The organism is Dolichospermum compactum NIES-806, assembly GCF_002368115.1.
Taxonomy (GTDB): Bacteria; Cyanobacteriota; Cyanobacteriia; order Cyanobacteriales; family Nostocaceae; genus Dolichospermum; species Dolichospermum compactum.
The window spans coordinates 2,930,582-2,957,536 of sequence record NZ_AP018316.1; the positions used below are offsets into that span (position 1 = coordinate 2,930,582).

The 26,955-nt window shown below is 40.4% G+C and carries 20 protein-coding genes, 1 tRNA gene and 3 pseudogenes; 12 read left to right on the top strand and 12 right to left on the bottom strand.

The window, feature by feature from the left end; genetic code table 11:
* Window positions 1–7: 7 nt before the first annotated feature.
* Window positions 8–781, bottom strand: coding sequence for a Tic22 family protein (locus CA730_RS13895; RefSeq protein ID WP_096668113.1), 774 nt, complete (start codon window positions 779–781; stop codon window positions 8–10).
* 895 nt (window positions 782–1,676) lie between these two features.
* Between CA730_RS13895 and dxs the strand changes: the two genes are divergently transcribed.
* The 3 genes from dxs (at window position 1,677) to CA730_RS13905 (ending at window position 5,844) form a co-directional block, all read left to right on the top strand.
* Window positions 1,677–3,584: a 1-deoxy-D-xylulose-5-phosphate synthase gene (dxs, locus tag CA730_RS13900; RefSeq protein WP_096668115.1), complete on the top strand. Its 1,908-nt coding sequence runs from the start codon at window positions 1,677–1,679 to the stop codon at window positions 3,582–3,584.
* Window positions 3,585–3,816: 232 nt separating this feature from the next.
* Window positions 3,817–3,942 carry a hypothetical protein gene (locus CA730_RS26070; RefSeq protein WP_269076468.1) on the top strand — a complete coding sequence of 42 codons (126 nt, stop codon included), beginning with the start codon at window positions 3,817–3,819 and terminating at the stop codon, window positions 3,940–3,942.
* Between the two features lie 36 nt (window positions 3,943–3,978).
* The gene (locus CA730_RS13905; RefSeq protein WP_096668117.1) at window positions 3,979–5,844 is read left to right on the top strand and encodes a protein kinase domain-containing protein; all 1,866 of its coding nucleotides are present in this window, start codon (window positions 3,979–3,981) and stop codon (window positions 5,842–5,844) included.
* Window positions 5,845–6,400: 556 nt separating this feature from the next.
* Here the strand turns inward: CA730_RS13905 and CA730_RS13910 are convergent.
* From CA730_RS13910 to lepB, 4 genes are all read right to left on the bottom strand, one after another.
* Window positions 6,401–8,152 (bottom strand): R3H domain-containing nucleic acid-binding protein, encoded by a 1,752-nt coding sequence (locus CA730_RS13910; protein WP_096668119.1) that lies wholly within the window; start codon window positions 8,150–8,152, stop codon window positions 6,401–6,403.
* Window positions 8,153–8,197: 45 nt separating this feature from the next.
* Window positions 8,198–9,352 carry a circadian clock protein LdpA gene (ldpA, locus tag CA730_RS13915; RefSeq protein ID WP_096668121.1) on the bottom strand — a complete coding sequence of 385 codons (1,155 nt, stop codon included), beginning with the start codon at window positions 9,350–9,352 and terminating at the stop codon, window positions 8,198–8,200.
* Window positions 9,353–9,429: 77 nt separating this feature from the next.
* Window positions 9,430–10,218 (bottom strand): MOSC domain-containing protein, encoded by a 789-nt coding sequence (locus CA730_RS13920; protein WP_096668123.1) that lies wholly within the window; start codon window positions 10,216–10,218, stop codon window positions 9,430–9,432.
* A 114-nt stretch (window positions 10,219–10,332) separates the two neighbouring features.
* Entirely contained in the window at window positions 10,333–10,989 is a 657-nt protein-coding gene (lepB, locus tag CA730_RS13925; protein ID WP_096668125.1) for a signal peptidase I, read from the bottom strand.
* 341 nt (window positions 10,990–11,330) lie between these two features.
* Here lepB and CA730_RS13930 point away from each other — a divergent pair, with 341 nt between their 5' ends.
* Window positions 11,331–12,650 (top strand): dihydroorotase, encoded by a 1,320-nt coding sequence (locus tag CA730_RS13930; protein WP_096668127.1) that lies wholly within the window; start codon window positions 11,331–11,333, stop codon window positions 12,648–12,650.
* 109 nt (window positions 12,651–12,759) lie between these two features.
* Here the strand turns inward: CA730_RS13930 and tsaE are convergent, their stop codons facing one another.
* Complete coding sequence (gene tsaE / locus CA730_RS13935) at window positions 12,760–13,215, bottom strand: tRNA (adenosine(37)-N6)-threonylcarbamoyltransferase complex ATPase subunit type 1 TsaE (RefSeq protein ID WP_096668129.1); 456 nt, start codon at window positions 13,213–13,215, stop codon at window positions 12,760–12,762.
* A 388-nt stretch (window positions 13,216–13,603) separates the two neighbouring features.
* Between tsaE and CA730_RS25650 the strand changes: the two are divergent.
* Window positions 13,604–13,741 (top strand): annotated as a pseudogene (locus tag CA730_RS25650) (CRISPR-associated endoribonuclease Cas6); the annotation flags it as partial.
* A 174-nt stretch (window positions 13,742–13,915) separates the two neighbouring features.
* On the top strand, window positions 13,916–14,938 hold the full coding sequence (locus CA730_RS13940) for a tRNA-dihydrouridine synthase family protein (RefSeq protein WP_096668131.1): 1,023 nt from the start codon (window positions 13,916–13,918) through the stop codon (window positions 14,936–14,938).
* Window positions 14,939–15,288: 350 nt separating this feature from the next.
* Here the strand turns inward: CA730_RS13940 and CA730_RS13945 are convergent.
* Window positions 15,289–15,362, bottom strand: a tRNA-Arg gene (locus CA730_RS13945).
* Window positions 15,363–15,692: 330 nt separating this feature from the next.
* On the opposite strand from CA730_RS13945, the pseudogene CA730_RS26580 reads away from it, so the two are divergent.
* From CA730_RS26580 to CA730_RS13955, 3 genes and pseudogenes are all read left to right on the top strand, one after another.
* A pseudogene (locus CA730_RS26580) lies at window positions 15,693–15,827 on the top strand (Npun_F0813 family protein); the annotation flags it as partial.
* Between the two features lie 165 nt (window positions 15,828–15,992).
* A complete protein-coding gene (locus CA730_RS13950) occupies window positions 15,993–16,853 on the top strand; it encodes a hypothetical protein (RefSeq protein ID WP_096668133.1) in 861 nt (286 codons plus the stop codon).
* 18 nt (window positions 16,854–16,871) lie between these two features.
* On the top strand, window positions 16,872–17,903 hold the full coding sequence (locus CA730_RS13955) for a transposase (protein ID WP_096668135.1): 1,032 nt from the start codon (window positions 16,872–16,874) through the stop codon (window positions 17,901–17,903).
* Here CA730_RS13955 and CA730_RS13960 read toward each other — a convergent pair.
* Window positions 17,895–18,113 carry a hypothetical protein gene (locus tag CA730_RS13960; protein WP_096668137.1) on the bottom strand — a complete coding sequence of 73 codons (219 nt, stop codon included), beginning with the start codon at window positions 18,111–18,113 and terminating at the stop codon, window positions 17,895–17,897. The genes CA730_RS13955 and CA730_RS13960 overlap by 9 nt on opposite strands.
* Between CA730_RS13960 and sir the strand changes: the two genes are divergently transcribed.
* Complete coding sequence (sir, locus tag CA730_RS13965) at window positions 18,103–20,016, top strand: sulfite reductase, ferredoxin dependent (protein WP_096668139.1); 1,914 nt, start codon at window positions 18,103–18,105, stop codon at window positions 20,014–20,016. The genes CA730_RS13960 and sir overlap by 11 nt on opposite strands.
* A gap of 189 nt (window positions 20,017–20,205) precedes the next feature.
* Here the strand turns inward: sir and CA730_RS13970 are convergent, their stop codons facing one another.
* A complete protein-coding gene (locus CA730_RS13970) occupies window positions 20,206–20,877 on the bottom strand; it encodes a hypothetical protein (RefSeq protein WP_231939838.1) in 672 nt (223 codons plus the stop codon).
* 189 nt (window positions 20,878–21,066) lie between these two features.
* Window positions 21,067–21,780 (bottom strand): orotidine-5'-phosphate decarboxylase, encoded by a 714-nt coding sequence (gene pyrF, locus CA730_RS13975; RefSeq protein WP_096668141.1) that lies wholly within the window; start codon window positions 21,778–21,780, stop codon window positions 21,067–21,069.
* 991 nt (window positions 21,781–22,771) lie between these two features.
* Here pyrF and CA730_RS26455 point away from each other — a divergent pair.
* Window positions 22,772–22,996 (top strand): annotated as a pseudogene (locus CA730_RS26455) (GUN4 domain-containing protein); the annotation flags it as partial.
* A gap of 144 nt (window positions 22,997–23,140) precedes the next feature.
* Here the strand turns inward: CA730_RS26455 and tyrS are convergent.
* Complete coding sequence (gene tyrS, locus CA730_RS13985; protein ID WP_096668145.1) at window positions 23,141–24,337, bottom strand: tyrosine--tRNA ligase; 1,197 nt, start codon at window positions 24,335–24,337, stop codon at window positions 23,141–23,143.
* A 173-nt stretch (window positions 24,338–24,510) separates the two neighbouring features.
* On the opposite strand from tyrS, the gene CA730_RS13990 reads away from it, so the two are divergent.
* Complete coding sequence (locus CA730_RS13990) at window positions 24,511–26,433, top strand: transglycosylase domain-containing protein (protein WP_096668147.1); 1,923 nt, start codon at window positions 24,511–24,513, stop codon at window positions 26,431–26,433.
* A gap of 82 nt (window positions 26,434–26,515) precedes the next feature.
* Here CA730_RS13990 and CA730_RS13995 read toward each other — a convergent pair whose 3' ends face one another.
* Window positions 26,516–26,839 (bottom strand): DUF1825 family protein, encoded by a 324-nt coding sequence (locus CA730_RS13995; RefSeq protein ID WP_096671530.1) that lies wholly within the window; start codon window positions 26,837–26,839, stop codon window positions 26,516–26,518.
* Between the last annotated feature and the right edge of the window lie 116 nt (window positions 26,840–26,955).

Sequence of the window (26,955 nt, forward strand, 5' to 3'; positions counted from 1 at the left end):
TAATTTTCTATTTCTTGGGTTGAGCGGGAGCTATAGAACGAATAAATTCTATTGATTCCCGTGAAGGAAACAAGAAAATTTTATTAGTGCTGGGATCATTACTACTACTGAGTGTGTCAATCACTCTATACAGGTCTAATACCTGAATTTCTGTATTAGCAGCTTCCTGTGGTTTAGCCTTTTTGAATGCTTCTAAAAGAGCTACGGCTTGTTCTTTATCAAAATAGAAAGGAATTAATCGCTCCTTTCCTTCTTGTCCTTTGGGAATTGTTAAATAGCTATTTTCTTGCTTAAATTTTGGCACAAACAAAGGAATACCATCAAATTTTTTGTCGGGTTTACCGCTAGTATTCAGCATGGTTATTGCCTGATCCACTTGTTTTTTAGTAGGGACTAAGGTAAAAACTACATTAGAGTCTTTATTCTTCTTATTTTCTACGACTAATTTATAGTATTCTGCTAAAGAAACAGGAGTGATTTGGATAGTGCTTGCTAACTGAGGATTTTCTTTTTTTAGTCGCTGTTCCAGGAAAGATTGAGCATCTTTTTTACTCAGAAAAAAGCCCACTTGAGAGATAGTTTTAGATTGATTCTTTCTAGAAATAACTACAAATTCTCCCTTGGGATTAGTCAGCGTAAAAACGGGTACTTCTTGTAAAGTTTTTACTACTTGCTCCTGTGGTAAAGCTAGGGCTTGGAGATTGTTGATTCCTAATATGCCCCCAAACATCACACTACCAGCCAAACCCAATGTCAAGCCCCAACGTACCAATAATTTCATGATCACTCCTCACCTCAATAATTTCATTAATGCCAGCAATTAGACAAATTGTCAGATTTATATCAATACCATGTCCAAATTGGAAAAAGCCTTGATTTGTAGGTTTGTTTGTGGAACGTAAACGTTCGCAAAGCAATCAGCATGAAACCCAACAAATGCGTTGGGTTGCACTGTCGCTTAACCCAACCCACAGGAAATTGTCAAACCTTTTGGTGGTGATGATATTATCACCTCTAGAAACTGAATATACACATTAAAGTTATTTTATTTTTATTTTTGCTTGGCTATTCATTTCCATTATCCCACCCAAAAGCTTGAAAACCCTATTATATGTCTTCTCTAGGAAGAAAGAAGATCCTGATGTTTTGCTATTCCATCCTGCGTTTAGTGACGATCTGATTACATTTAACGTTCCAAAAACCACCAAAAAGCGGTTAGTAAGGTGTTTAACGGATTTGGGAGGTTACAATTTATGCTAGTTGCTGTATAATTATGTAAATAAAATCATAATTTAACATTGATACTATCCTCATCTAAGAATGAAGCAAAAATTTATCCATGAATCTAGGGCTGACGCATTGACAAAGTTTCTTAAATATGTATTGTGAATTTAATCTCTTGTAGGGTGCGTCAGACCTGATAATTTGGTAGAAAACAGATTTCCTCTATCTGACGCACCCTACTCAATAAGTTATTCCCAAAACCGAAAACGAGGCAATTTCGTTCATTCATGATGATGGTAAGTTAGTGAGCGTGCGTAAGTCCATGAATCTTAAAAACGTACAAAAGTTATAGTTAAACAACAACAATTAACGACAGTCAGATTTTAGAAGCCACCGGAAGTGGGAAAATAAAATCATGCTAAAAGAAGACCTAAAGAGGAAAAGCCGATAATATGCACTTGAGTGAAATTACCCATCCTAACCAGTTGCATGGTTTGTCAATTCGGCAGTTGCAACAAATTGCCCGTCAAATTCGTGAGAAGCACTTACAAACCGTAGCAGCCTTTGGAGGGCATTTGGGACCTGGCTTGGGAGTTGTAGAATTAACTCTGGGACTTTACCAAACCCTAGATTTAGATCGGGATAAAGTGATATGGGATGTAGGGCATCAAGCTTATCCCCACAAATTAATTACCGGACGCTACAGTAATTTCGATACTCTCCGTCAAAAGGATGGCGTTGCAGGTTATCTCAAACGCTGCGAGAACAAATTTGATCATTTTGGTGCAGGACACGCTTCTACAAGTATTTCCGCTGCTTTAGGGATGGCTTTAGCCCGGGACTTAAAAGGGGAAAAATTTAAAGCCGTTGCGGTGATTGGTGATGGTGCTTTAACTGGGGGTATGGCGCTAGAGGCCATTAACCACGCTGGACACCTACCGAAAACTAATCTCCTGGTGGTTCTTAATGACAATGAAATGTCTATTTCTCCCAATGTGGGGGCGATTCCTCGTTATCTGAATAAAATGCGTCTGAGTCCCCCTGTGCAGTTTCTCTCAGATGGGATTGAGGAACAGTTAAAACATCTGCCTTTTGTGGGTGAATCTCTTTCTCCAGAACTGGAACGCATCAAAGAAGGAATGAAGCGGTTAGCAGTTCCTAAAGTTGGCGCTGTTTTTGAGGAATTGGGCTTTACCTACATGGGGCCAGTTGATGGCCATAATTTAGAGGAATTGATTACTACATTCCAACAAGCACATCAAATTACTGGCCCAGTTTTGGTTCACGTAGTCACAACTAAGGGTAAAGGCTATGAAATAGCGGAAAAAGATCAAGTCGGCTACCACGCTCAAACTCCCTTTAATTTAGCTACTGGTAAGGCGATTCCTTCTAATAAACCTAAACCTCCTGCTTACGCTAAGGTGTTTTCTCATACTTTAGTAACACTGGCGGCACAAAATCCTAAAATTGTCGGTATCACAGCCGCTATGGCTACTGGTACAGGTTTAGATAAACTACAAGCTAAACTGCCTAATCAGTATATTGATGTAGGTATTGCTGAACAACACGCTATTACCTTGGCTGCTGGTTTGGCCTGTGAAGGTATGCGTCCTGTGGCGGCTATTTATTCCACTTTCTTACAACGTGCCTTTGACCAAATTGTTCACGATGTTTGCATTCAAAATCTACCTGTATTCTTCTGTTTAGATCGGGCGGGGATTGTTGGGGCTGATGGTCCAACTCACCAAGGTATGTATGATATTGCTTATCTGCGCTGTATTCCGAATATTGTGGTCATGGCCCCCAAGGATGAAGCGGAATTACAACGGATGGTTGTGACTGGGATTAATTACACAGATGGACCTATTGCTATGCGTTTCCCTCGTGGCAATGGTCACGGTGTCCCCTTAATGGAGGAAGGTTGGGAATCTCTGGAAATCGGTAAGGGAGAAATTCTCCGTCAAGGGGATGATGTGTTAATTCTCGGCTATGGTACGATGGTTTACCCGGCAATGCAAGCTGCGGAAATTCTCAGCGAACATGGCATAGAGGCAACTGTGATTAATGCTCGTTTTGTTAAGCCTTTGGATACTGAGTTGATTTTACCTTTGGCTAAACAAATTGGCCGGGTTGTGACTTTGGAGGAAGGTTGTTTAATGGGTGGCTTTGGTTCTGCTGTGGCTGAGGCTTTACTTGATGCTGATATTGTTGTCCCTGTAAAACGGATTGGTGTTCCTGATATTTTGGTAGATCATGCTACGCCGGATCAATCTTTTGCAGCGTTAGGTTTGAGTAGTCCTCAAATTGCGGAAACTGTTTTACAAGCTTTTTTTAAGAAGGAATTAGCTGGTGTGAAATAGTTTTCATTGTCTGAATCAGGATTGTCAGGATTTAAGGATTGTCAGGATTAAATGATGTTTCTTTGTCCTGTTTATCCTGGTTCTTAATATCTCCAGAATTATTGAACGCAGATAGACACAGATAAATACGGATAGTTATTTTTCTGGGCAGTTTCATATAACCTACCTTCCGCACCCTAAACTGTCACACAACGAAAATTGGTCGTTTGGAGATTTGGTTTTAGCGAACTGCTTGCAGCAGCGCTTCGCTATCGCCTACCAATATTTCTTGGTTTTGGTACAAAATACAACATTAAATGGGGATAAAAATCAGAAAAAACCGATTGTGACACCGGGGGGTGCGGAATGTGGGATATAAAGTTGGTATTAAATATATTGGTAAATTTTCATAATTATGACGTTGCTAAACAATCGTTATCAGGTTATTCAGATTTTAGGTGCTGGGGGTTTTGGTGAAACTTTTCTCGCTGAAGATACCTATATGCCTTCTCGTCGTCGTTGTGTGATTAAACAACTTAAACCTATCAGCAATGACCCCCAAATCTATCAAATAATTCAACAACGGTTTGAGAGGGAAGCAGCGACTTTGGAGTATTTGGGGGAAGCTAATGATCAAATTCCTAAACTTTTTGCTTATTTCTCGGAAAATGGTCTATTTTACCTGGTGCAAGAATGGGTTCATGGTCAAACTTTGACTCATCTGATTCAATCTCAAGGACAATTACGGGAAAATACTGTTAGAGAAATTCTTTTAAGTTTGTTATCTGTGTTGGATTATGTCCACAGTAAAGGGATTATTCATCGAGATATTAAGCCAGATAATATTATTTTGCGGGAGATAGATAATAAACCAGTTTTAATTGATTTTGGTGCGGTTAAGGAAACTATTCGGACTACTATTAATGCTGCTGGACATCCTACTCAGTCTCTAGTGATTGGGACTCCTGGTTTTATGCCTAGTGAACAAGCTATTGGTCGTCCGGTTTATGCTACGGATATTTATAGTTTGGGTTTAACGGCTATTTATTTACTTACGGGTAAATACCCTCAAGCATTAGAAACTAATTCTCACACAGGACAGGTGATTTGGCAACAATTCGCTGGGGGTGTTTCTTCTCAATTAGCTATGGTACTAACTCAAGCGATTGAACCCCGCGCGGGCGATCGCTTTACGACTGCGAATAAAATGCTATATGCTTTAAAATCTGAGACTTCTATTCCTTCACAGGTGAATCATATTCCTCCAACAGCAGCAACAATTCGCATCACTCCTGCTACACCAATTCAACCTATATCTTCACCCTCTCAAAATCCTGTAATTAAAACCTCCAATAATCCGCAAATTTGGCAAAAACCAGCGTTTATTATTGGTGGCGTTTTGGTGGGAAGTTTAATGGGTGCGATCGCTATTTCTAGCATAAACCGACCACAAACTGCAAATTCTATTGTCACTAATTCCAACATCACAGAAACACCAAACCCAACCCCAATATCAACACCAACAACTATAAATACTCCTATTTCTGAAGCAACTTTATCTCCGACTCCTTCAATATTATCTGAACCTACAAAGTCAATTCCTGAAAATACTCCGATTCCTTCAATAGAATCAACTCCACAACCAGAAATAAAAAATGAACAGGAACAAACATCTGTAGTTTCCACACCAGAACCGTCTTCAGATGTTAAAGAAACACTAGATAAAATAAAAAATGAACAGGAACAAACATCTGTACTTCCCACCACAGAAGCATCTCCAGATTTTAAAGAAAAACCAGCTAAAAAAATCCAAAAAAGACGTGATCAAGTAGTTACTAATATTAGGCAAAGTGTACCAGCATTTCCTACAGGTACATCAAGAAGTAGTGTGGAAGAAACGCTAGGTAAAAAGAAAGATCTAAGGGGATTATGGCCTAATACTCGTGCAGTTACTTATAAAGTTGTCCCTGATAAAATTGATGTAGGCTACTTGTTTGACAAGACAACTGGAAAGCTAAAACAAACGGAGGCAGCTTTTGCATCGTCTGTAGAACCTGAAGTTATGCAGACAACTCTCAATGGTTTATTGAATGGAGAAGCTACAGCAGAAATCAAGCAAGGACTGGAACAAGTTCAACAACGACAAATAGATAATTTCACCTTTAGTAAAGGTGGTGTGAAAGGTCAAATAATTCGACAAAACTGTGATTTTATCTATATTAGTATTTGGGATGCTGATTTACATGATTTTGTGAATCCAGAAAATGCAAAACAGTGTTAATTGTGAAACAATATCAGGATTTAACTGTTGTTAAATTTAACGGTTTTCCAAGGATTCTATCCGCACTTTGAGTAAATCTATTTGTAGGTCTTGCTGATAAGCATAATCTCTGAGAACTATTTTCTCTAGGCAGGATTCTAATTCTTTCTGTTTTTCTTGAGAATTAGATAGTTGTAATTTTAAATCATCTAACCGGCATTCCGCACTTCAAAGTGTCACATACTTATGCTTCAAAAAATGTTACTAAATTAGGATAGTTTTATTAAGTATTAATATTGATTTTTCCTGGTGGTAATGCGATAGCGAAGCTCTCCGTAGGAATCGCTATCTGACTATTATTAGCCCTATATTAGTAATCTTGGTGTATTACAAAATGAAGTGCGGAATGTGGGTTTTAGATGAGTATACAGAGAAGGTTGAGTAAGTGCGATCGCAAAGCGCGACCCAGGAATCGCTCATTCTAAGACTAAACGACCTATTATTCCATGAATTATCCTAATAAAAATCCCCTGAAAAGATGTAAAAACAATCCTTTCAGGGGAAATTTATCAACAATCTACGCCGGGTAAATTCTTAACCGCCGATTAGGTTCATCGCCAAAACTATCGGATTTGAGGCGATAATGTTCCACCAACTCATGCTGCATTTTTCGCACTTGGGAAGAACGGGGTAATAACTCCACAGGCTGACCTTTAGGGATGACAATCTGCTCTACAGCAAGTCTGGCTTCCTCCAAAGCGTCCATTTCATCATCACCACCGTTGTGTAATAACAGTTGTAATTCTCGGTCGTCGCCAATATCTGGATCATCAATATTCAGTAAGCGGCGAAGACTGCGAGTAATTTGGGGAATTGTACTAGACTTGATCACATGAATAGGGACATGACGAGCCTTAGCCATTTGTCTTAACTTAGCGTGATTCTTGACGTGCGATCGCAAAGCCAGAATAGCATCCGCACTATCTAAGTCTTTGATCAAGACCACAGGCAAAGTTAGCACATTAATCACCTGTTCCAACTGGTGACGACTCACCCCATAGGGGTAAATGTGTAATGGTAAATCTTCCCCATTTGGACCTGCTTGTTTACGGCTGACAAAATCAAAACCTTCAGAGTAATTGAAAGATTCATCCAACAACCGATCAAATTCACTGCGTCCCGTTGGTCTTTCCCTATCCAGAGATAAAGGTGGTAAAGCCACCATTTGTCCAGAAGAACGCCAACCATTAGGTTTAGCAGAGAGGAAAGATTCTTCCACATTAGTAACGTGACCATTGCCATTACCATTCCCATTGCCACCATTGACCACAGCCAACTGTCTAGCAATAGCAACCTTGCCATGATCATCAACAGTTCTCGTCTGTGGAGTCGGTTGACGACCACGTAACAAAGTATCAACCGTATCAGCCACAGATTCATGAACTACCCAGCGTTGCCGTTCCAACATTTCCACAGCAATCTCAAAAGTAGGCGGCGCTTTGCGTTCCAAAACGGTCTTTTGCGAACCACGCCGTCTAGCCTCATCATCTCCCAGCGTCACCGGCTGAATCCCCCCAACCAAATCTGACAGAGTAGGATTTTTAATCAGGTTTTCAATCTGATTACCATGGGCAGTTCCCACCAATTGCACCCCCCGTTCAGCAATTGTCCGGGCTGCTAAAGCTTCCAGTTCCGTGCCAATTTCATCAATAACAATGACTTCTGGCATATGGTTTTCCACAGCCTCAATCATGACTTGATGCTGTAATTCTGGCTTAGAAACTTGCATCCGTCTCGCCCGACCAATGGCTGGGTGAGCAACATCACCATCCCCAGCAATTTCGTTAGATGTGTCAATAATCACCACTCGCTTATGTAAATCATCCGCCAGTACACGGGCAATTTCTCTTAAAGCTGTAGTTTTACCAACACCAGGACGACCAAGCATGAGAATTGATTGACCAGTTTCCACCAAATCGCGGATCATGGTAATTGTTCCGAATACCGCCCTGCCGACACGACAAGTTAAGCCAATAATTTTACCACTACGGTTGCGGATAGCACTGATCCGATGCAAAGTTTGCTCAATTCCAGCCCGATTATCCCCCCCAAAATTTCCAACTCGTTGAATGCAATCATCTATCTGTGCTTGAGTGATCGGTGTTTCGCTCAGATACTCTGCTGCATGGGGAAACCGAGCTTCTGGACGACGGCCTAAATCCAAGACTACCTCAACTAAAATATCTCCTTTCGGATGATTCTCTAGTTTTTCTCGGAGGTCTTGAGGCAAAATATTTAACAACTTTTGGAGATCTTCTGTAATCGTCATGCTTTCTATTGGTGACTTGACGTTTTTAGAGATAAGGTTGAAGCGTTACCGCCCAGACTTAATCTGGGAAACGAGAGTATTGGCAAGCCTTACAGCCTCCCACAGTAATTTCGGGTCTTCTTCTAGGCGAATATGACCTTGATTATCAGTGTTAATCACCTCCTTTTGTTGCAACTGGTCAAGAATGGGTGACAGCAATACACGGGCGTAACTACCATAGGCAACCCCGGCTATTTTGGATTTTGGATTTTGGATTTTGGATTTTAGATTGTGTTCTTCTAATCCAAAATCTAAAATCGGCAATCTAAAATCATTAAGCAGTCCCATTCCCTTTAATTTAGGGACGGTGTAGCTATTAGTGCCGCCTGCTAACTGCACATATCCCGGTAGGTTTGCTGTCAAAACTTTTTGTCCTAATTTTATTGTGGCTATAGTAGTACCATCACCAATATCACCACTCATAGAACGTCCATCAGTTTGCCAAATTAAAAACTGTGGCCGGGGGATAATTAAATTGTAAATTGCTTGTAGGTAATCAATTAAACCTTCTCCATCATTGCAACTGATGGCTACCAATTTTAATTGATCTGCCCAGGGTGTCATTGCGTCCCATAACCGTTGGAATTCTGCCAACCGCCCCACTTGAGTATGAATTTCTACGGCTTCTATTCCCGTTGACATAATCAATGGTGCGATCGCTCCTGGCGTTGACACATAAGATTTTGTATAAATTATCCCATAAGGACAGATAGGTAGGCAACGGCCACAGCCATAACATTTTTCAGAAATTACTCCAGAAAAATCATCTTTGGTATTGTTAAATAAAATTGCCTGGGCTGGACAAATTTTCTCACATGGTCTAGAACAATCACTCGGACAGTCTTGAGAATTAAACTCAGCTTTCCGAAAATGAGGGTCTTCGCCATCATTGAGACTAACCATTAACAATGGTAAATTACCTGTAAAGGCAAAGCCTCGCTGCTGGGCATCCTCTACCAAGTTTTGGGCTATCAGTAAAGCTTCCTGAGTAGTGGCAATAACTGCCGGGTCGGCAGCCACATCTATACAGTCAGCACCCGCCAAAGTGTATGCTAACGTGAGATTTCTGACCGCGGGAAGATGTTGATAACTGGCTCCGCAAATCAATTTGAACCAATTACCTTGTTTTAGGGATTGTAAAGGGGCTAATAAATCAGTCACATTTCCATTATGCGTTTATTTCACTGGAAATTGCAGCCTGTGATCAGGAAAATTTAGATTTTTTTGTTACTAATTTTTTATTGGCATATTTCGATACTACTGCCCAAAGTAATCATTTTCCCTACTTCTGCCACGGGAACTCTGGTATTTACACTTAATCTATAAAAATGATTAAATTGCGCTGTATTTACATAAGTGGGCATAGTTGCTTGGCGTTTTTGCCCAAAGATTTTTTGGAAGTTTGGATAAGCCTCCCCTGTATAAGTGTCCCGCGTGGGGACGACACAACGTTGACAAGGATTAATCCCTAAAAATCGGACATCTCCCACCTGAAAGGCTACTGTTTCCCCACTAGCCGCAAATAAGCCATCTTCCCAAAATCCTGGGACACCATCAATTTCCATATTGGCACGCATTCGCCGCCGCATTTCAGCAACATTAATCCCAGAAAACCAAGATGCAACCTCTGTTAAAGTAGCCGTACTAATTACCGTTGCCCCCGGTGAATCTGTATCATCAGGAAAACCCATTGTTGTATTTTGCTGTAATTGCACAGGAAAACCCAAAAAATCGCTGATAACTGCGGTTAATGCTGGACGTTCTTCATCTAAATGAAAAGCTTGCGCGGATTTTTCACCAGGAAACTTAATCTTGATCAGCCTTTGTTCTAGAGAAAACTCTGAACGCAACATTAGGATTTGCGGATAACGCTTCCCATTCACAAACCTATTTTGCGCGTCAACAAAAGCAAATTCCCGGTCATATTGAAGTGCGCCACTAGAGAGAATAGTTGCTTCTTGTACTTCTATGCCATCCAGTGACTTGATTGGATATAGCAAAATCTTTGCTAAATAAGGGGTTTGCACTTGAGTTATATATAAAATTTACGTCAAACTTCCTTTTTCATTCTGAAGTCCTGATAGCGCAATGTGGCGTTAGCCTGACTCGGTGACTCCTGAATTCTTCTATATGACATTGCTTCATGGTTGTGGAGATGAATAAGCAGGAGACTTATCAATTGCACCCATTCTATCGAGAGGCCAAAAACGAACTACAGCCCGACCAATAATATTACTACGGGGAACAACGCCCCAACAACGCCCATCATAACTGTTAGGACGATTATCACCAAGCATGAGGTAGGAATTTTGGGGGATAACTTCTGGTTGAGCTAAGAAAGGAGGCTGAAGTCCAGTGCTATTGCAAGCTTCAACGAATGTTTTCACATTAGAGGATAGATAAACATCTTCCCGTAAAGGCTTGCTGTTGATATATACTTTACCTTCTCTGAGTTCTACTTTTTCACCGGGTAAACCAATTACTCTTTTAATAAATGCTTCCCGTTCTGGATTATTCTGTATTTCTTGGGGAGGTAAAAATACGACTATATCTCCCCGTTCCGGTTTAGCAAAGCTATACTTTACTTTATCAACAATAATTTTGTCTGCCTTCCATTGGTCTTTAACACCATGTAAAGTTGGTTCCATAGAGCCAGTGGGAATCCAACGGGCTTCAGCAACAAAGGTACGAATTCCCATAGCCAAAAAGATACTCAGTATCATTGTTTTACCTAGCTCTACTATCCAGGAGTTATCCGGTTCTTGGCTAGAGTTTTTATCAGACGCTTGATTTTGCATGAACTTGTTGAAGTATGTTATGAGACTAGTATTGAACTCAGAGGGAGAGACTTGATATTATTAATCTTAACGAGATGGAGCATATGGTAGGTAAATAAAGTAAAAAATCTAATGTTTTTCTTTTATCAGCTACAAACATTCAGGTTTTTAGCTTACTTGACAAGAAACCTTTTTAACACAAAACTAAAATTGACTGTTATCCATCATTCATAAATACTCTAGGGAGGAGAGAATGGGGAACAGGCTTGAAAGTCTCTTGATATATAGATTTGTCCTGAAATTTTGTTCCTCATTTACCTAAAATCTGTTGTAGTTCCTTTATACTGAAAAATCTTAAATCCATGTCAACTCCACAAAGTTTACTAATTCGCCACGCTGAAATTATTTTACCCAATAATGAGTCAATGATCGGGGATGTGCTGATAGAAGGAAGGCACATAACCCAAATAGGGCAAGAAATTACTAATGCCACACCCTCTCGTGAGATTGACGCACAAGGATTAACTTTGTTGCCCGGTGTGATTGACCCCCAGGTGCATTTCCGTGAACCGGGACTGGAATACAAGGAAGACTTGTTTACTGCCAGTTGTGCTTGCGCTAAGGGGGGAGTTACTTCCTTTCTAGAAATGCCGAATACAAGACCTTTAACCATTAACCAATCTGCTTTAGATGACAAGTTACAACGGGCAGCCCAGAAGTGCTTGGTTAATTATGGCTTTTTTATTGGGGCTACGGCAGATAATTTACCAGATTTACTTTCTGCCCAGCCAACTCCGGGAATTAAGATTTTTATGGGTTCAATGCACGGAGATTTGTTGGTGAGCCAGGAAGAGACTCTAGAGGCGATTTTTGCCCAAGGAAGCCGTTTAATTGCTGTTCATGCAGAAGATCAAGCCAGAATTAAGCAACGAAAACAGGAGTTTGCGGGGATTACAGATATGGCTGTTCATTCCCAAATTCAAGATAATCTAGCTGCTTTGTTAGCTACCCAATTGGCGTTAAAGCTTTCCAAAAAATATCAACGCCGTTTACATATTCTGCATATGTCAACAGCAGAGGAAGCGGAGTTGCTGCGTGAGGATAAACCTAGTTGGGTGACGGCAGAGGTGACACCTCAACATTTACTGTTGAATACTAGTGCTTATGCAACTATTGGTAGTTTAGCGCAAATGAATCCACCTTTGCGATCGGCCTATGATAATGAAGTTCTCTGGCAAGCTCTACGTGATGGTATCATTGACTTTATTGCTACTGACCACGCCCCCCACACTCTGGAGGAAAAAGCCCAAACTTACCCCAATACTCCTTCAGGAATGCCCGGTGTAGAGACTTCTTTACCTTTAATGTTAACCGCTGCTATGGATGGAAAATGTACTGTTGCCCAAGTTGTGCAATGGATGTCTAAAGCTGTTGCGGTAGCCTATGGTATTGCTAATAAAGGCGAAATTACCCCTGGTTACGATGCGGATTTAGTTTTGGTAGATTTAAAAAATTACCGTGAAGTTAAACGGGAAGAAGTTGTCAGCAAGTGCGGTTGGAATTCTTTTGAAGGTTGGAATTTAACAGGTTGGCCTGTAACAACAATTGTCGGCGGTGAAATTGTTTATGATCATGGTCAGCTAAATACACAAGTGCGTGGACAAGCTTTAACTTTTTCCTAGTTAGTTGTCAGTTGTCCGTTGTAGATACAGCAGATTCCGCTCTAATGAGGTACAAAGTTGAATCATGAAACTCTTGTGGTGCGGGCATCTTGCCCGCTAGATGTGTACCTCATAACACCGGGAAGTGCTGTAGTTCAGAATTTACAGCAATAATTTCGGCTTGACGGCTGCCATTTTCACCATATTTTAAACATACCTTTAAATAACTATCTGGTAGATATGGCATTCGTTCAGCCCACTCAATTGCCACAATTCCTGGCATTACTTCTATGCCTTCCCAGTAACTTTCTAGGTTCAATCCTGTAACTTCTTGAGGTTCTAGACGGTATAAATCTAAGTGATAAAGGGGAATACGTCCTTCTGTGTACTCATTAATCAGAGTAAAAGTAGGACTAACAATAGAATCCATTATCCCCAACCCTTTCCCAATACCTTGGACTAAGGTAGTTTTACCAGCGCCTAAATCGCCTTCTAGTAAAATCACACTTTTAGCAGTTAAAGTTTTGCCCAAGGTAATACCTAATTGCTGTGCTGCTTCCATATCAGGAAGGAAAATTTTAGTCATTGGTAATTGGTAATTGGTAATTGGTACAATTCTCTCACCCTGCCCCCTGCCCCTGACAGATGTAGGTTTTTTACGTGGGTGTGAGTATTTACTGCTGAAAGAGAGAGAATGAAACTTTCAAACAACCTCTAAGATGCAGACAGAATACGCCTCATAGCTCTCTCAATAAGGGAACGGAAATAGATTGACACTCTCACTGGCTTTAGCCAGTGAGATTCTTGGTTCAACGAGTCCACTTAACTTAGAACCCTTGCGGTATCTAAGCCAGAGGTGGTTATCTCCCCAAGCGTTAACTTTCCCTCAGCGGACAAGGTAGTTGCATTACTGCAAATTTTGAGTAAAATATTCAGCATTAACATAGTACAACATCAAAGAAAAATGCCCAAGTCAGCTGCATTCAGTCAAAGTTGCGGCAGGTAAACGGGGTTCTGTCACTGGTTTTACAGGGGCAATTTCCTTGGGGTTGAGTCAAAGTGCTTTAACTAATATCGAATTTACTCAGTTATTTTATGCGTTGGCTTACTGTCCGGCTTTGAATTTAGATTCTGTACCTCATTAATCTGCAATCTGCTGTATCTTTAGTTGACAGGCGAAAATTGAGAGTATTTAGGTCAAAACCTGACTCCGTAAGGATTCTGTTATAATTAATTCTCAATTACTGTTAAAACAACTTCAGAGTCATTGAACGCTTTGCAACTCTATGTATCAGGTATCGCTTCCCCAATCGCTTCAGCAAGACTTACCACTTACTGCGCTTGCACCCATGCAGGATGTCACCAATCTCTGGTTTATGAAAGTTATCGCCCACTACGGTGGCCCTGACTACTTCTTTACTGAGTATTTTCGCGTCAATGATACCTCACGACTCAATCGGAAAATCCTGGCAGCAATTACCGAAAATGATACAGGTCGCCCGGTTTTTGCTCAAATGATTGGCGAAAGTATTCCCGATTTAGCCAGAACGGCAAAGGAACTCTGCGACTATAATATCGCTGGAGTAGACTTGAATATGGGCTGTCCTGCGCCGAGAATCTATCGTAAAAATGTTGGGGGTGGATTGCTGCGAGAACCGGAAAAAGTCAAGCGGATTTTGGGAGAACTGCGTTCTGTGGTCAATGATAGACCTTTAACGGTGAAGATGCGCGTAGGTTTTGAAAATACAGATAACTTTTATAAAATCCTAAATATAATTGCTGATAATAATATTGACTTATTGAGTTTGCATGGTCGCACGGTAAAAGATATGTATCACGGGGAAGTTAAGTATGATTTGATTGCGGAAGCGGTGAGACGGGTTAACTGTCCAGTGCTGGCTAATGGCAATATCAAGTCGGCGACAACTGCCTTGGAAGTGCTTTCGCAAACGGGGGCTGCGGGGGTGATGGTGGGACGTTGGGCGATTGGAAATCCTTGGCTGTTTCATCAAATTCGTCAGGCCTTACGGGGAGAACAGATCACACTGGTGCCGTTAACGGAGGTACGCCATTACATCGATCGCTTATGGCAAACCCCTACAGCTTCCACTATGCCAGAACGAGCGCGGATCGGCTACCTGAAAATGTTTCTGAACTACATTGCTTTGAATGTTGATACTGACGGTCATTTCCTGCGGCTAATGCGACACACCTCTACAGAGATAGAATTATTTAACCTCTGCGATCGCTTTCTCCTCACAGATTTAACGAAAACTTTAGCCCTAACACCCTCAACTATTCTTGTCTAAATCTAGAACAACACAGCGTAAATAAACCAACCATTCTCAATTCAAAGACAGACAGCAAGCTAGTTTTACTCCTGACTCCTGACTTCTGAATTCTGCTGTATTTAATAAATACGTGAGTTTGACGAAAATAATTTGACCCCTCTGGTAAACCTCTCCTTTGCACCTCTCCCTAACTCTCTCCTAAGAGGAGAGGGAAAAGGGATAAGATTTAATACTGGAGAGGCTTAAAACTCTGATTTTATGCTGCTAAAAACAAACTAATATGCCCCTCTCCGCGTCCGAGAGGGGTTGGGGTGAGGTTCAATGACTCCTACGTCGTCACGCTAAGCTATTGAATTCACGTTAATAAATGGGTACGACAGGACTCGAACCTGTGACCGTCCGCTTAGAAGGCGGATGCTCTATCCAACTGAGCTACGTACCCGTGAAGCCTTTACTATTATATCTAAAATCGTCTAAATAAGCAAGAGGAAATTAAAAATTTCCTAATTTCAGTAATAAACTGCAAGTGATTGAGCAGTCGGGGTAGAATAAGAAACAAAATAGATACGATATTCAGATATATTGTGATGTCAAGGAGTAATTGCCCATGAATATGTATACTTACATAGAAGCTTACCCCAGTTAAGTATCCAGTCCCCGGCAAATGCTCTTTCCCAACTCGTCAAGTAATTATACTTCATCGTAATGATACTAGAAACCATTACATATTCTTTATCAACAAAGCCAATGTGAGGAGTTATTTACTAGTGCTATGTTTATTCTCAAACGGCAGGATGTTGAAATTCCGACGGTTCAGCACCCGAACCAAGAAGATCGGCAAGTGCCAATTCTCTATTATCAGGGGCAGACTTTTCGCTTGATTACGGTTTTTAAGTCCAATGAAGACTGTCTGTCATCAAGGTAAGAAGCCGCAAATTACAGCAGGAGTTAAGAGTAAACCTAACTATCTGGCTTTGAAGTTAGATTCGGTACATCATTGATCTGCAATCTGCTATATTTCATTCAATGTGCAAAAAATATTACATTCAGAGCATTTACTTAGTTAGTCCCTATGAGTAAATCTTACGACAATTCATCTCCTGTCAAGTCCCTATTAACTACTCAAAATCTCGTTTTGGCTTGTTTTAGCTGGGCTGTTTTAGCATTGTTATACTTTTTGTTGTTTAGTGCCAAAATCCCCGACCCAGAGCAACGTGGAATGGAAGTCCGCGCTCAGTGGTATGTAATTAGCACAAATATTTTTGAAGCTGTGGCTTATTTGGGCGCAAGTCTCTTATGCTGGAGGAACTGGCGGAGTACCCAAATGGTTAGTAGTGGAAAAGTCTGGCTCTCAATCGGGTTAGGAATGTTTGCCTATTTTATAGGTGGACTCGTTTTCGGCTATACAGAAATCGTCCTCAAACAAGATCCAGATGTATCTATTACTGATATATTTTTTGTCCTCACATATTTATGTTTAGGGACTGGTATGGCTTTAGCCTTGGTTTCTCGCCGAATTAACCTGGAAGCACGACAGTGGCTAATTGTGGCGGCAGTTGGAGCATTAGGCAGTTTTCTAGCTTGGTTGATTTCTCAAAAGGAAAAAGCATCAACTGAACAAATTGCCTTTTTGCTGAATTTGTTTTACATAGTTAGCGATGTGGCGTTACTCATGATTGCCACAACTATGCTACTGGCTTTTTGGGTAGGTAAAGTCTCCTTGTCTTGGCGAATGATTGCCGCAGCCGCATTTTCGCTCTACATTGCAGATATGTGGCTTAAATTCGCTCAAAGACCGGATTATCAAAGTGGAGACATACTAGAAGTATTCTGGGTGTTTAGTGGAGTGTTATTCGGTCTGGGTGCTGTCCTCCTAGAATACGACGCATCATTGAGTCTTAAATGCCGAGACCGTGGACGCAAACGAACTTAACAAATTTTGGTGTCTACCGTGAGAAAATTAACAGATTCTGACAAACAAGAAATTCTCAAGCTATATCGAGAAACTGCCGAAACAACCTCGACTTTGGCAGAACGCTATGGTGTTAGTAATTCCACAATTAGCCGACTGCTTAAAAGTACCTTACCAGAAGAGGAGTATGAATTTCTCGTTTCTTTAAAACGTGCTGCTAGAACCCCTGAAGGCAGAGCGCAGGTAAGTTATGAGCAGTTACCGCTGTTGAATCAACCACCATTGACAGTGGAAATTTCTAGCACTGCTGATACGGTGGAGGGGTTATCTGATCTAGAACAGCCAACAATAGTAGCAGAACCAGAACCAGAACCAGAACCAGAACCAGAAGGAGATGGTGATTCTGATTTTGCTCACCCTATTCCGGTTAGTAGACGGGTAAAAACACGCTCCTCCGCAGTGGAAAAACCCAAACTTCCCGTTGTCAAGGAAACTCCTGTTGTCAAAGAACTAGAAATTGTCAGACACAAGCCGACAGAAACGCCAATTATCCCCAAACCCAAGATAGAGCTAGAATCTTCATATTCACAGCCGAATTTGTTTGCGGAGATATTGGATGAGGATTTGCTGGATGAACCTGATGATTTGGATGACGATTTAGATGATGATTTGTATGAGGATGAGGAGGATTTTGAGGACGAAGACTATGAAGCCCCAAAACCCCTAGTTACCAGACGGGGAAATGGGGAAGTATCGGTTCAGGTTTTACCATTGTCGGTTGCCCATTTACCGAAAACTTGCTATTTGGTAATTGATCGTTCTGCGGAGTTAATTACCCGTCCCCTCAAGGACTTTGGTGATTTGGGTCTGATTCCGAGTCTGGAAAATCAACAGAAAACTCTACCGATTTTTGATAATCATCGTGTGGCTAAACGCTTTTCTACTAAGCGCGATCGCGTGATTAAAGTCCCCGATAGTCAAATGCTCCATAAGGCTAGTAGCCATTTACAAGCTAAGGGGATTACACGACTGTTAATTGATGGTCAGGTTTACTCTTTGTCTTTAGTTTAAAGGCAATGGTGACATCTGCTGGTTGGAGTAGTTAACTACTCTGACCCCTCCTTGATCCAGGTGTCCTCTGACCATGTTAAAATTAGAATAATATTCATAATTCCGACCGATTTTAAGTAGTTTATTAAGCCAACTAGGTGCTATTAATTGCTTAATTTCAATTTTGTCTACCGCTTTATTCAGAAACGTATCTACCGTAATGGTTAACACTGCTGCTTCTCCTGCAACTAATCGTAAGCCTTCTAAAGTCGAAGGTATCAAAGAAAATAGTAATTTTTTACGTGAACCTGTAGCAACGGAAATCCTCCAAGACACTACCCATTTTAGTGAAGACGCAATTCAGATTCTTAAGTTTCACGGTTCTTATCAACAGGATAACCGTGATAACCGGGTTAAGGGTCAGGAAAAAGATTATCAAATGATGTTGCGGACAAAAAATCCCGGCGGGTTAGTACCCCCTGACCTATATTTGGCTTTGGATAAATTGGCTGATGAATATGGTAATCATACCCTCAGAGCTACTACTCGCCAAGGCTTTCAACTACATGGTATCCTAAAAAAGAACCTGAAGGCGGCGATCGCTACAATTGTCGAAAATCTCGGTTCAACTTTGGGCGCTTGTGGTGATATTAACCGCAACGTCATGGCACCTCCTGCCCCCTTTAAAAATCGCTCAGAATATCAGTATGCTTGGGAATATGCCCAAAATATCGCTGATTTACTCTCTCCCCAAACCGGCGCTTATTACGAAATTTGGTTAGACGGGGAAAAAGCCGTTAGCGCCGAAGAACATCCAGATGTCAAAGCAGCCCGACAAACCAATGGTAATGGCACTATTCTTCATGATTCCGTAGAACCTATCTATGGAACTCACTATATGCCCCGCAAATTTAAAATTTGCGTCACAGTTCCGGGAGATAATTCTGTTGATTTATATTCCCAAGATTTGACTTTGGTAGTGATTACCAATAAAAAAGGCGCATTAGCAGGATTTAATATTTTTGCTGGTGGTGGTTTGGGGAGAACTCATAATAAAGAAGAAACCTTTGCCAGAACCGCTGACCCCATTGGCTATGTAGCCAAGGCTGATGTATATAATCTTGTAAAAGCCATAGTTGCGACACAACGAGATTATGGCGATCGCACCGACAGACGACACGCGAGATTAAAATACTTAATTAATGATTGGGGTGTAGATAAATTCCGTACTAAGGTAGAAGAATACCTTGGTAAACCCCTTGAACCATTTAAACCCCTGATTCAGTTTAAATATAAGGACTTTTTGGGCTGGAATGAACAAGGCGATAGTAAACTCTTTTTAGGTATTTCCATTGATAATGGGCGTGTCAAAGATAACGGCAATTTTAAACTTAAAACCGCTTTGCGGACAATTGTTGAGCAATTTAACCTGCCAATTCGCCTCACAGGTAATCAAAACCTACTATTTTACGACATCGCACCAGAAAATAAAGCAGCCATTCAAGAGATTCTGGATAACTGCGGCGTTGTTGCTGACCCTGATCAAATAGCATCACTAACACGATATGCTATGGCTTGTCCAGCCTTGCCTACTTGCGGTCTAGCCATCACAGAATCAGAACGAGCCATTCCTGGAATTTTAGAGAGAATCAGGGCTTTATTGGATAAAGTAGGTTTACAAAATCAACATTTTGTGGTAAGGATGACTGGTTGCCCTAACGGTTGCGCTCGTCCTTATATGGCAGAATTGGGTTTAGTGGGTAGTGCGCCAGAATCCTATCAAGTTTGGTTGGGTGGTTCACCACATCAAACCCGATTAGCACAACCTTTTGCAGAAAAACTGCACCATGATGATATTGAAAGTTTTCTAGAACCGATTTTTGTCTTCTTTAAAAAGTCCCGCACACCAAAAGAAAGTTTTGGGGATTTTTGCGACAGATTGGGTTTTGATGCGATTCGGGAATTTGTGGCTGAATACACCCCAGGAGACCCTACCAGTAGTGGTAAATCCCGTCACCGTGTCAGTCTGCGGGATGATTTTTACGCTCAACTCAAGGAAACGGCGGAAAAACAAGAACGACCGATGACTGATTTGGTACATGAGGCTTTGGAGAAGTATTTCCAAACTCTGTAAAAATATAGCAATTCTAGTTGAGTTGAAAACTTATCGGTAAGAGATTGTTTGAAAAGTATCAGATAAAACCCATAATCTGCAAAAACCTAACCCCCTGCCCCCCTTCCCTACCAGGGAATGGGGTTTTCAAACCCACATTCCGCGTCGGGGAGAGGTTTGGAGAGGGGTCAATTTATACTTCAAAACTTTTCAAACATCCTCTAAGGGAAGGGAATAGGAAACAGGGAGAGGAATTTTCTTTATTCTTCTTCCTCCTGACTCCTTCTTTCCGACTCCTATATCAATTGTTTGACAATCTCGTAACCACAGTTTAACACCTTGAGCGATCGCACTATTACTACTATCCCTGGGTGGTGCAATCGGTGGTTTGACTGGATAACTACTAGTTTGGGAAAACATCATTACCACAGTCCAGCCAATATTAGTTTTTGTCAGAAATAGGCGATGGAATTCTTGTAATTCTACAGCTTTTTTATGAATATATTTCCGTTCTAATGTAGTAAAAAAAACCTGTCTTACACCCTCCGCATTATACTTGTCTCCATTATCAATACCTGGATTTAATGGTAAAGATTTAAACTCTGGTTGACCAGCAGCCAATATATAAGAAAAAGTATCAACACTCCGTTTCATACGACGAGAACGTTGAATCACCCGGTTAGTATAGCTAGGTAAATCTAGCATCATATGAGTTGTTAAAGTTTCCAGACTTTGCTCATAACAGGAATTACTAATTTCGGGATTTACAGGTTGAGAAGGAATATTTTTAGCAATTACTGGGTAGTGAAAATAGCTACAGATTATCAACCACGAAAACCACAAAGCAGTGGAGAAATATACCTTTTTTTGAGGGTTTAGCATTGCTCATTAGTGTCAAATGAAAGTAAAACCTATATCCCGCAAAGAACTCAAGTTTCTTGCTAATAGCGAAAGTTGTCTTTTGATGACTAAATACTTGGAAAATTTATTAATCCGTTTTAACGCACTTGACTTATGAGACAGGGAATTTATTCCCTGGCGTGTCTAAACCCCTACAGACTCCTTCGTTCATCACACTGTTTTTAACTCCTCTACAATCTGATTCCAGGCTAATTCAGGAACAGCCGCCGCCGTAATGGGACGACCGATAACTAGATAATCTGCACCGGCTGTGATAGCTTGGGAGGGAGTGAGCGATCGCTTTTGATCTCCTTTTTCAGCCCATGTCGGCCGCACCCCTGGACAAACCAGTAAAAAGTCTTTTTCACAACTTGTTCTTAATTGTTGCACCTCTTGGGGAGAACAAACTACCCCATTTAAACCACAATTTTGAGCCAACAACGCCATTTCTAAAGTAAATTCTGGCAATTCTAAAGGAATTTTCAAATCAAACGCCAATTGTCGCGCCGAAATACTGGTTAACAACGTAATAGCGATTAACTTCGGTGGTTTTGTCCCCGCTTTTTCCGCCCCAATTTGTACTGCTTCCGCCGCTGCTTTTAGAGCATCTTTACCACAAGTTGCGTGAATTGTCAATAAATCCACTCCATAACCAGCAGCAGCCCGACAAGCACCAGCGATAGTATTGGGGATATCGTGAAATTTCAAATCGAGGAAAATCCGCTTTTCTTGAGATTTAAGGATTTCCAGAATCTTGGGACCAGTGCTAGTAAACAACTCCAAACCAACTTTCCAGAAAGTGACTTGAGGAAGTTTATCAACAAGAGCGATCGCACTCTCTAAATCTGGTACATCTAAAGCAACAATAATTTTATCAGCATTCATAATTTTTATTATTACTTATAATATATTATTCAACTTATTATACTCCAATATTGATGTTTATTATCGCTACTTTTCACTAGGTTAGAAAAATGATTATGTATTCATACAATTAAATTTGCTCAATCACATATTTAAGTTTTTAATAAAATATAAATGCTATATAATACAATACAGCAAAAATTTAGCTTTTAAACTCGTTTGTTCCTAATTCATAAGTGGAAATTATTAATATTTAAAAAATAGTTTAAATATTAATATTGGAGAAAAATTAACAGAAATTAATATTTATATTTTCTTAATATTTAATTGAGAATTATTTCTATTTATCAACGATCTTGCAATAGTTTCAGCGATTTGGTAAAATTTCATAATCTAGGCTTAGTATGTAAATTTTCTAAAATTGTAGGAAGTAGAATCTGGAAATCCTTTATTTATAGCTGTTTGAGAAATAGGGAAAGTGACAATAGGGAAAATATTAGTCAGTGATAGAGAGTTTTTTGGAGAACTTTAAAAATAAATTGATGTAGTTTTGTAAAGCAAAGTCAAGGTAGGTTGACAAAATAGACAGTTTACGATATGGGAATCAGCAAAGATATCATTCTATTCCAGATACAAAAAGATGGAAATAAAGATATTAGGATTTACGCATTGATAAGATTCCCCAAATATGTAACGTGAATTTTATCCCTTGTAGGGTGCGTCAGACACGATATTTTGACAAAAAAACAGATTTCCTCTATCTGACGCACCCTACTCAATAAGTTATTCCCAAAGCCGAAAACGACGCAATTTCGTTCATTCATATCATGGCAAGTTAGTGAGCGTGCGTAAGTCCTAGATATTAAAATTATGCTCATATAATATTTTTTGTAAAATTATTATATACTTAGTGATTTCAGTGTTATATATATAATAGTAAAATTTGTGCTAAAAGGATGTTCAAAAATGCTCGGATGGTTGTTTGGGGGTGTAGTTAAAAAGTAAGTTTGGTTTTAGTATCCAAAAACAAATTCTTCAAAATCATCAACAGTTTACAGCTAGATGTGGTTGGATAGAAAATCTTACTAAGAATGAATTGATAAAATACGACGATTATAATTTTACTGTAGATGCAAATAGAGGACATCTTCCCTCAACACCTCGAATAGTCGGGTTAGGTTTAAGAAATACTAATGAAATTACCCACCGATTAAATATTTTTTACTCAAGATATTAATGGTTCTTCAGTACCTAATATGCTAATAAATTAGCATAAAAATTTTAAATAAGACGATGACAATATTATAACAGCCGTCAGTGGTCAGTGTTTTATTTTAAGCTGATAGCTGACTGCTGATAGCTGACGGCTGATTGCTGATAGCTACTTTACCAACCGCACAAAATTCTTCTTACCCACCTGTAACACCTGATCATATAAATCATCAGGTGTAGAAAAACTTAAATCCGCATCAGCAATCTTATCACCATTTATCCTCACTCCACCCTCCTGAATTTTCCGTTTACCTTCGGCTGTACTTTTACATAAACCAGTAGCACCGAGAATATAGGCTAATTTAACAGGAAATTGGGGAATAGCGCCCAGAGAAAATTCAGGTAATGCTCCTTCCTTACCACCGCTTTTCGCAGCTTCCTTCGCCTCATTAGCCACCTGTTCACCGTGATACTGACGGACAATTTCCCAGGCTAAAAATTCTTGGGCGTGACGTGGGTTTTCTGGCAAACTATCCAAAGGTAAATCCGTCAGCAATTCAAAATACTGTGGCAGTAAATTATCTGGCACACCTTGAAGTTTTTGATACTTTTGGGAAGGATGTTCTCCTAAACCCACATAATTACTTAAAGACTTAGACATTTTTTGCACACCATCAGTCCCAATCAAAATTGGTAACAATACCCCAAATTGAGGCTTGAGAGCAAAATGGCGCTGTATATCTCGTCCCACAGCGATGTTAAATTTTTGATCAGTTCCTCCCAATTCCACATCAGCCTCCACAGCCACAGAATCATAACCTTGCATCAGTGGATACAGGAACTCATGGAGAAAAATGGGACTCTCTTGTTTATAACGTTCCGCAAAACCCTCCTTGGCTAACATCTGCCCTACAGTCATAGTTGAAAGTAACTCCAAAGTTTTTCCCAAATCTAGACGAGAAAGCCATTCTGAGTTATAACGTACTTCTAACCGACCGGGAGTATCAAAATCTAAAATAGGACGTACTTGGTCAAGATAAGTTTGGGCATTTTGTGCTACTTGTGCTTCCGTAAGCTGACGACGTACCTCAGATTTACCAGTAGGATCACCAATCCGTGCCGTAAAATCACCAATAATCAGAACTGCTGTGTGACCAGCATCTTGAAACGCCCGCAACTTCCGTACAGGTATGCTGTGACCAAAATGAATATCTGCTCCCGTAGGGTCAATACCCAGTTTAATTCTTAAAGGACGGTCAGAATTGAGTAATCGCTTTTCCAAACTTTCCGTATCATTATCACCAACATGGGGTTGCGGAAAAATTTCTGCCACACCACGATGCAACCAAGAGCAATTTTGCGTCATACTAAGAAATTCGCTATTAACTATACTTTCCACGCTAAAAGTTAAGTTTGTTATGTTCACAAACCAATTATCTGTCCTTTCTCCTGCCAGATTACTATAATTGCAAAAAATTAACTGCCTTTTTCCATTTAATGAATTACATTTAAATTTACAAGTGAGGAAGTGAGATCGCCGTGTCGTCTAGGACTTTTGCAAACAAACAACCACAAGAGCAGGCTTCATCTGGATTTGAGTTCTTTAAGGGAGTAGGTCAGATAACTGGCGGTACTTTGCTGTCCATAACACTCCTAACAAGCTCTATTGTTGCGGGAACACTAGTAGGTTTAGCCATTAGTTTCCGTAATTTACCAGATGTTAGACAAATAAAAAACTTTTTCCCCTCGGAAACAACTTACATATACGATATAAAAGGCAAACTTTTAACCAGTATTCACGGAGAAGCTAACCGAGAAGTAGTACCACTAAATAAAGTTTCCCCCAATTTAAAACGCGCAGTTTTGGCTAGTGAAGATGGTCACTTTTATGATCATCATGGGATTAACCCCACTGGTGTTGGTCGTGCTGTCATCGTTAACATGGTCGCAGGTGGAGTCAAAGAAGGTGGCTCTACTATCACCATGCAATTAGTTAAAAACCTATTTTTATCTCAAAAACGGGCTTTTACGCGGAAATTGGCAGAGGCCGTCCTAGCAATTCGTTTAGAGCAAATCCTCAGTAAAGACGAAATTCTAGAAATGTACCTCAATCAAGTTTATTGGGGTCATAACAATTACGGTGTGCAAACAGCAGCCCGCAGTTATTTTAATAAATCAGCAGAATATTTAACTTTGGGTGAATCAGCTATGATGGCGGGTTTAATTCAAGCACCAGAAGAGTTTAGCCCTTTTGCGAGTATGAAACTTGCCAAACAGAAACAAAAAGAAGTTCTGGGGCGGATGGTAGAGTTAAATTGGATCACCAAAAAAGAATATGATGATGCCCTGAAACAACCAATTAAACTGGGTAAGATCAGGTCTTTTCAGGGTAGTGCCTCACCTTACATCACCAATACTGTAGCTCAAGAGCTGGCGAAAAAATTTGGTCGTGATTCCTTGCTTAAAGGCGGAATGCGAGTCCAAACAACTGTTGATGCTAAATTCCAAACAATGGCTGAAGAAACCGTCAAAGAATGGCACGAAAAGCTTCAGTCCCAAGGGTTATCTAAGAATCAAATGGCTTTAGTGTCAATTGATCCTCGTACTCATTTTGTGAAAGCCCTTGTCGGTGGTGTAGATTATAAAAGAAGTGAATTTAACCGAGCCACCCAAGCCCAACGCCAACCAGGTTCGGCTTTCAAACCTTTTGTTTATTATGCCGCCTTTGCTACTGGTAAATATACACCTGATACCACAGTCATAGATGCTCCAGTTAGTTATCAAGATGGTAATGGTCGGTACTACCCAAAAAACTACGATGGTAGTTTCGCTGGAGCGATGTCAATTCGCACAGCCCTTGCCCAGTCTCGCAACATTCCGGTGATTAAACTTGGTAAAACGGTGGGGATGAATAAAGTCATTGAAACCTGTCGGACTTTGGGCATTATGAGTCCAATGGAACCAGTTACTTCTCTACCTTTGGGAGCTATTGGTGTTACTCCCTTAGAAATGACTAGCGCTTATGCTACATTGGCTAATTATGGTTGGCAGTCACCACCCACAGTAATTGTTCGCATTACCGATAGTGCTGGTAATGTGATTCTCGATAATACACCCAAACCAAAACAAGTTTTAGATCCTTGGGCTTCAGCAGCTACTATTGATATTATGACTTCAGTAATGACTGAAGGTACAGGTAAAAATGCTGCAATAGGTCGTCCTGCTGCTGGTAAGACAGGAACTACATCCTCAGAAAAGGATATTTGGTTTATCGGTACTGTACCGCAGTTAACTACTGCTGTGTGGGTAGGGAGAGACGATAGCAAACAACTGGCACGTGGAGCAACTGGTGGGGTCATGGTAGCCCCTATATGGCGGGACTTTATGACAAAAGCGCTTAAGGATGTACCTGTAGAAAAGTTTAAGTCTACTTCTCAGTTTCCACGTCCTAAGTCAAATTAATTGGTCAGTTGTTAGTTGTTAGCTGTCAGTTGTCAGTGGGAGAAAAAATCTTCCCACTGTCTTCCCTGTTCCCTGTTCCCTGTCATTTTGTTTTTTCCAATTCCGCTTTCATCCTTTCTAAGGTCACGTTCATTTGCTCAAACATTTGTTGTGGAGTTACGCCAAACTGACCTAGTTGAGTTTTTAGTTGCTGTATGGTCATTTGCGCCATGAAATCCTCTGATAGCTCGAAACGCTTCATGAAGACGCGATATCTATCCATCATGGATTCCATTTGCTCAATAAACAGCTTCTTGCCCTCGCGGTCAAATTTGCCGTAGCTGTTGCCAAGTTGAATCAGTGCTTGATAGTCTTCAAACAATTCCTTGGCTTCGTGCTGCACTATTTCCGAGTCGAAGAATCCCATTTTGCTTTTCTTTAACTGAATGCTATTACTTGAGTAGCTCCGAATTTTGCCTCTATGTCTTAATTCTAGTGTAGAAGATTCATCTGGGGAAACTACTTCGGTTAAGTTAGGGGTTT

Coding starts and splice junctions, on each gene's coding strand:
- CA730_RS13895 (WP_096668113.1), bottom strand. CDS start 781: ATGAAATTATTGGTACGTTGGGGCTTGACATTGGGTTTGGCTGGTAGT.
- dxs (WP_096668115.1), top strand. CDS start 1,677: ATGCACTTGAGTGAAATTACCCATCCTAACCAGTTGCATGGTTTGTCA.
- CA730_RS13905 (WP_096668117.1), top strand. CDS start 3,979: ATGACGTTGCTAAACAATCGTTATCAGGTTATTCAGATTTTAGGTGCT.
- CA730_RS13910 (WP_096668119.1), bottom strand. CDS start 8,152: ATGACGATTACAGAAGATCTCCAAAAGTTGTTAAATATTTTGCCTCAA.
- lepB (WP_096668125.1), bottom strand. CDS start 10,989: ATGCAAAATCAAGCGTCTGATAAAAACTCTAGCCAAGAACCGGATAAC.
- CA730_RS13930 (WP_096668127.1), top strand. CDS start 11,331: ATGTCAACTCCACAAAGTTTACTAATTCGCCACGCTGAAATTATTTTA.
- tsaE (WP_096668129.1), bottom strand. CDS start 13,215: ATGACTAAAATTTTCCTTCCTGATATGGAAGCAGCACAGCAATTAGGT.
- CA730_RS13940 (WP_096668131.1), top strand. CDS start 13,916: ATGTATCAGGTATCGCTTCCCCAATCGCTTCAGCAAGACTTACCACTT.
- CA730_RS13950 (WP_096668133.1), top strand. CDS start 15,993: ATGAGTAAATCTTACGACAATTCATCTCCTGTCAAGTCCCTATTAACT.
- sir (WP_096668139.1), top strand. CDS start 18,103: ATGGTTAACACTGCTGCTTCTCCTGCAACTAATCGTAAGCCTTCTAAA.
- CA730_RS13970 (WP_231939838.1), bottom strand. CDS start 20,877: ATGCTAAACCCTCAAAAAAAGGTATATTTCTCCACTGCTTTGTGGTTT.
- pyrF (WP_096668141.1), bottom strand. CDS start 21,780: ATGAATGCTGATAAAATTATTGTTGCTTTAGATGTACCAGATTTAGAG.
- tyrS (WP_096668145.1), bottom strand. CDS start 24,337: ATGACGCAAAATTGCTCTTGGTTGCATCGTGGTGTGGCAGAAATTTTT.
- CA730_RS13995 (WP_096671530.1), bottom strand. CDS start 26,839: ATGGGATTCTTCGACTCGGAAATAGTGCAGCACGAAGCCAAGGAATTG.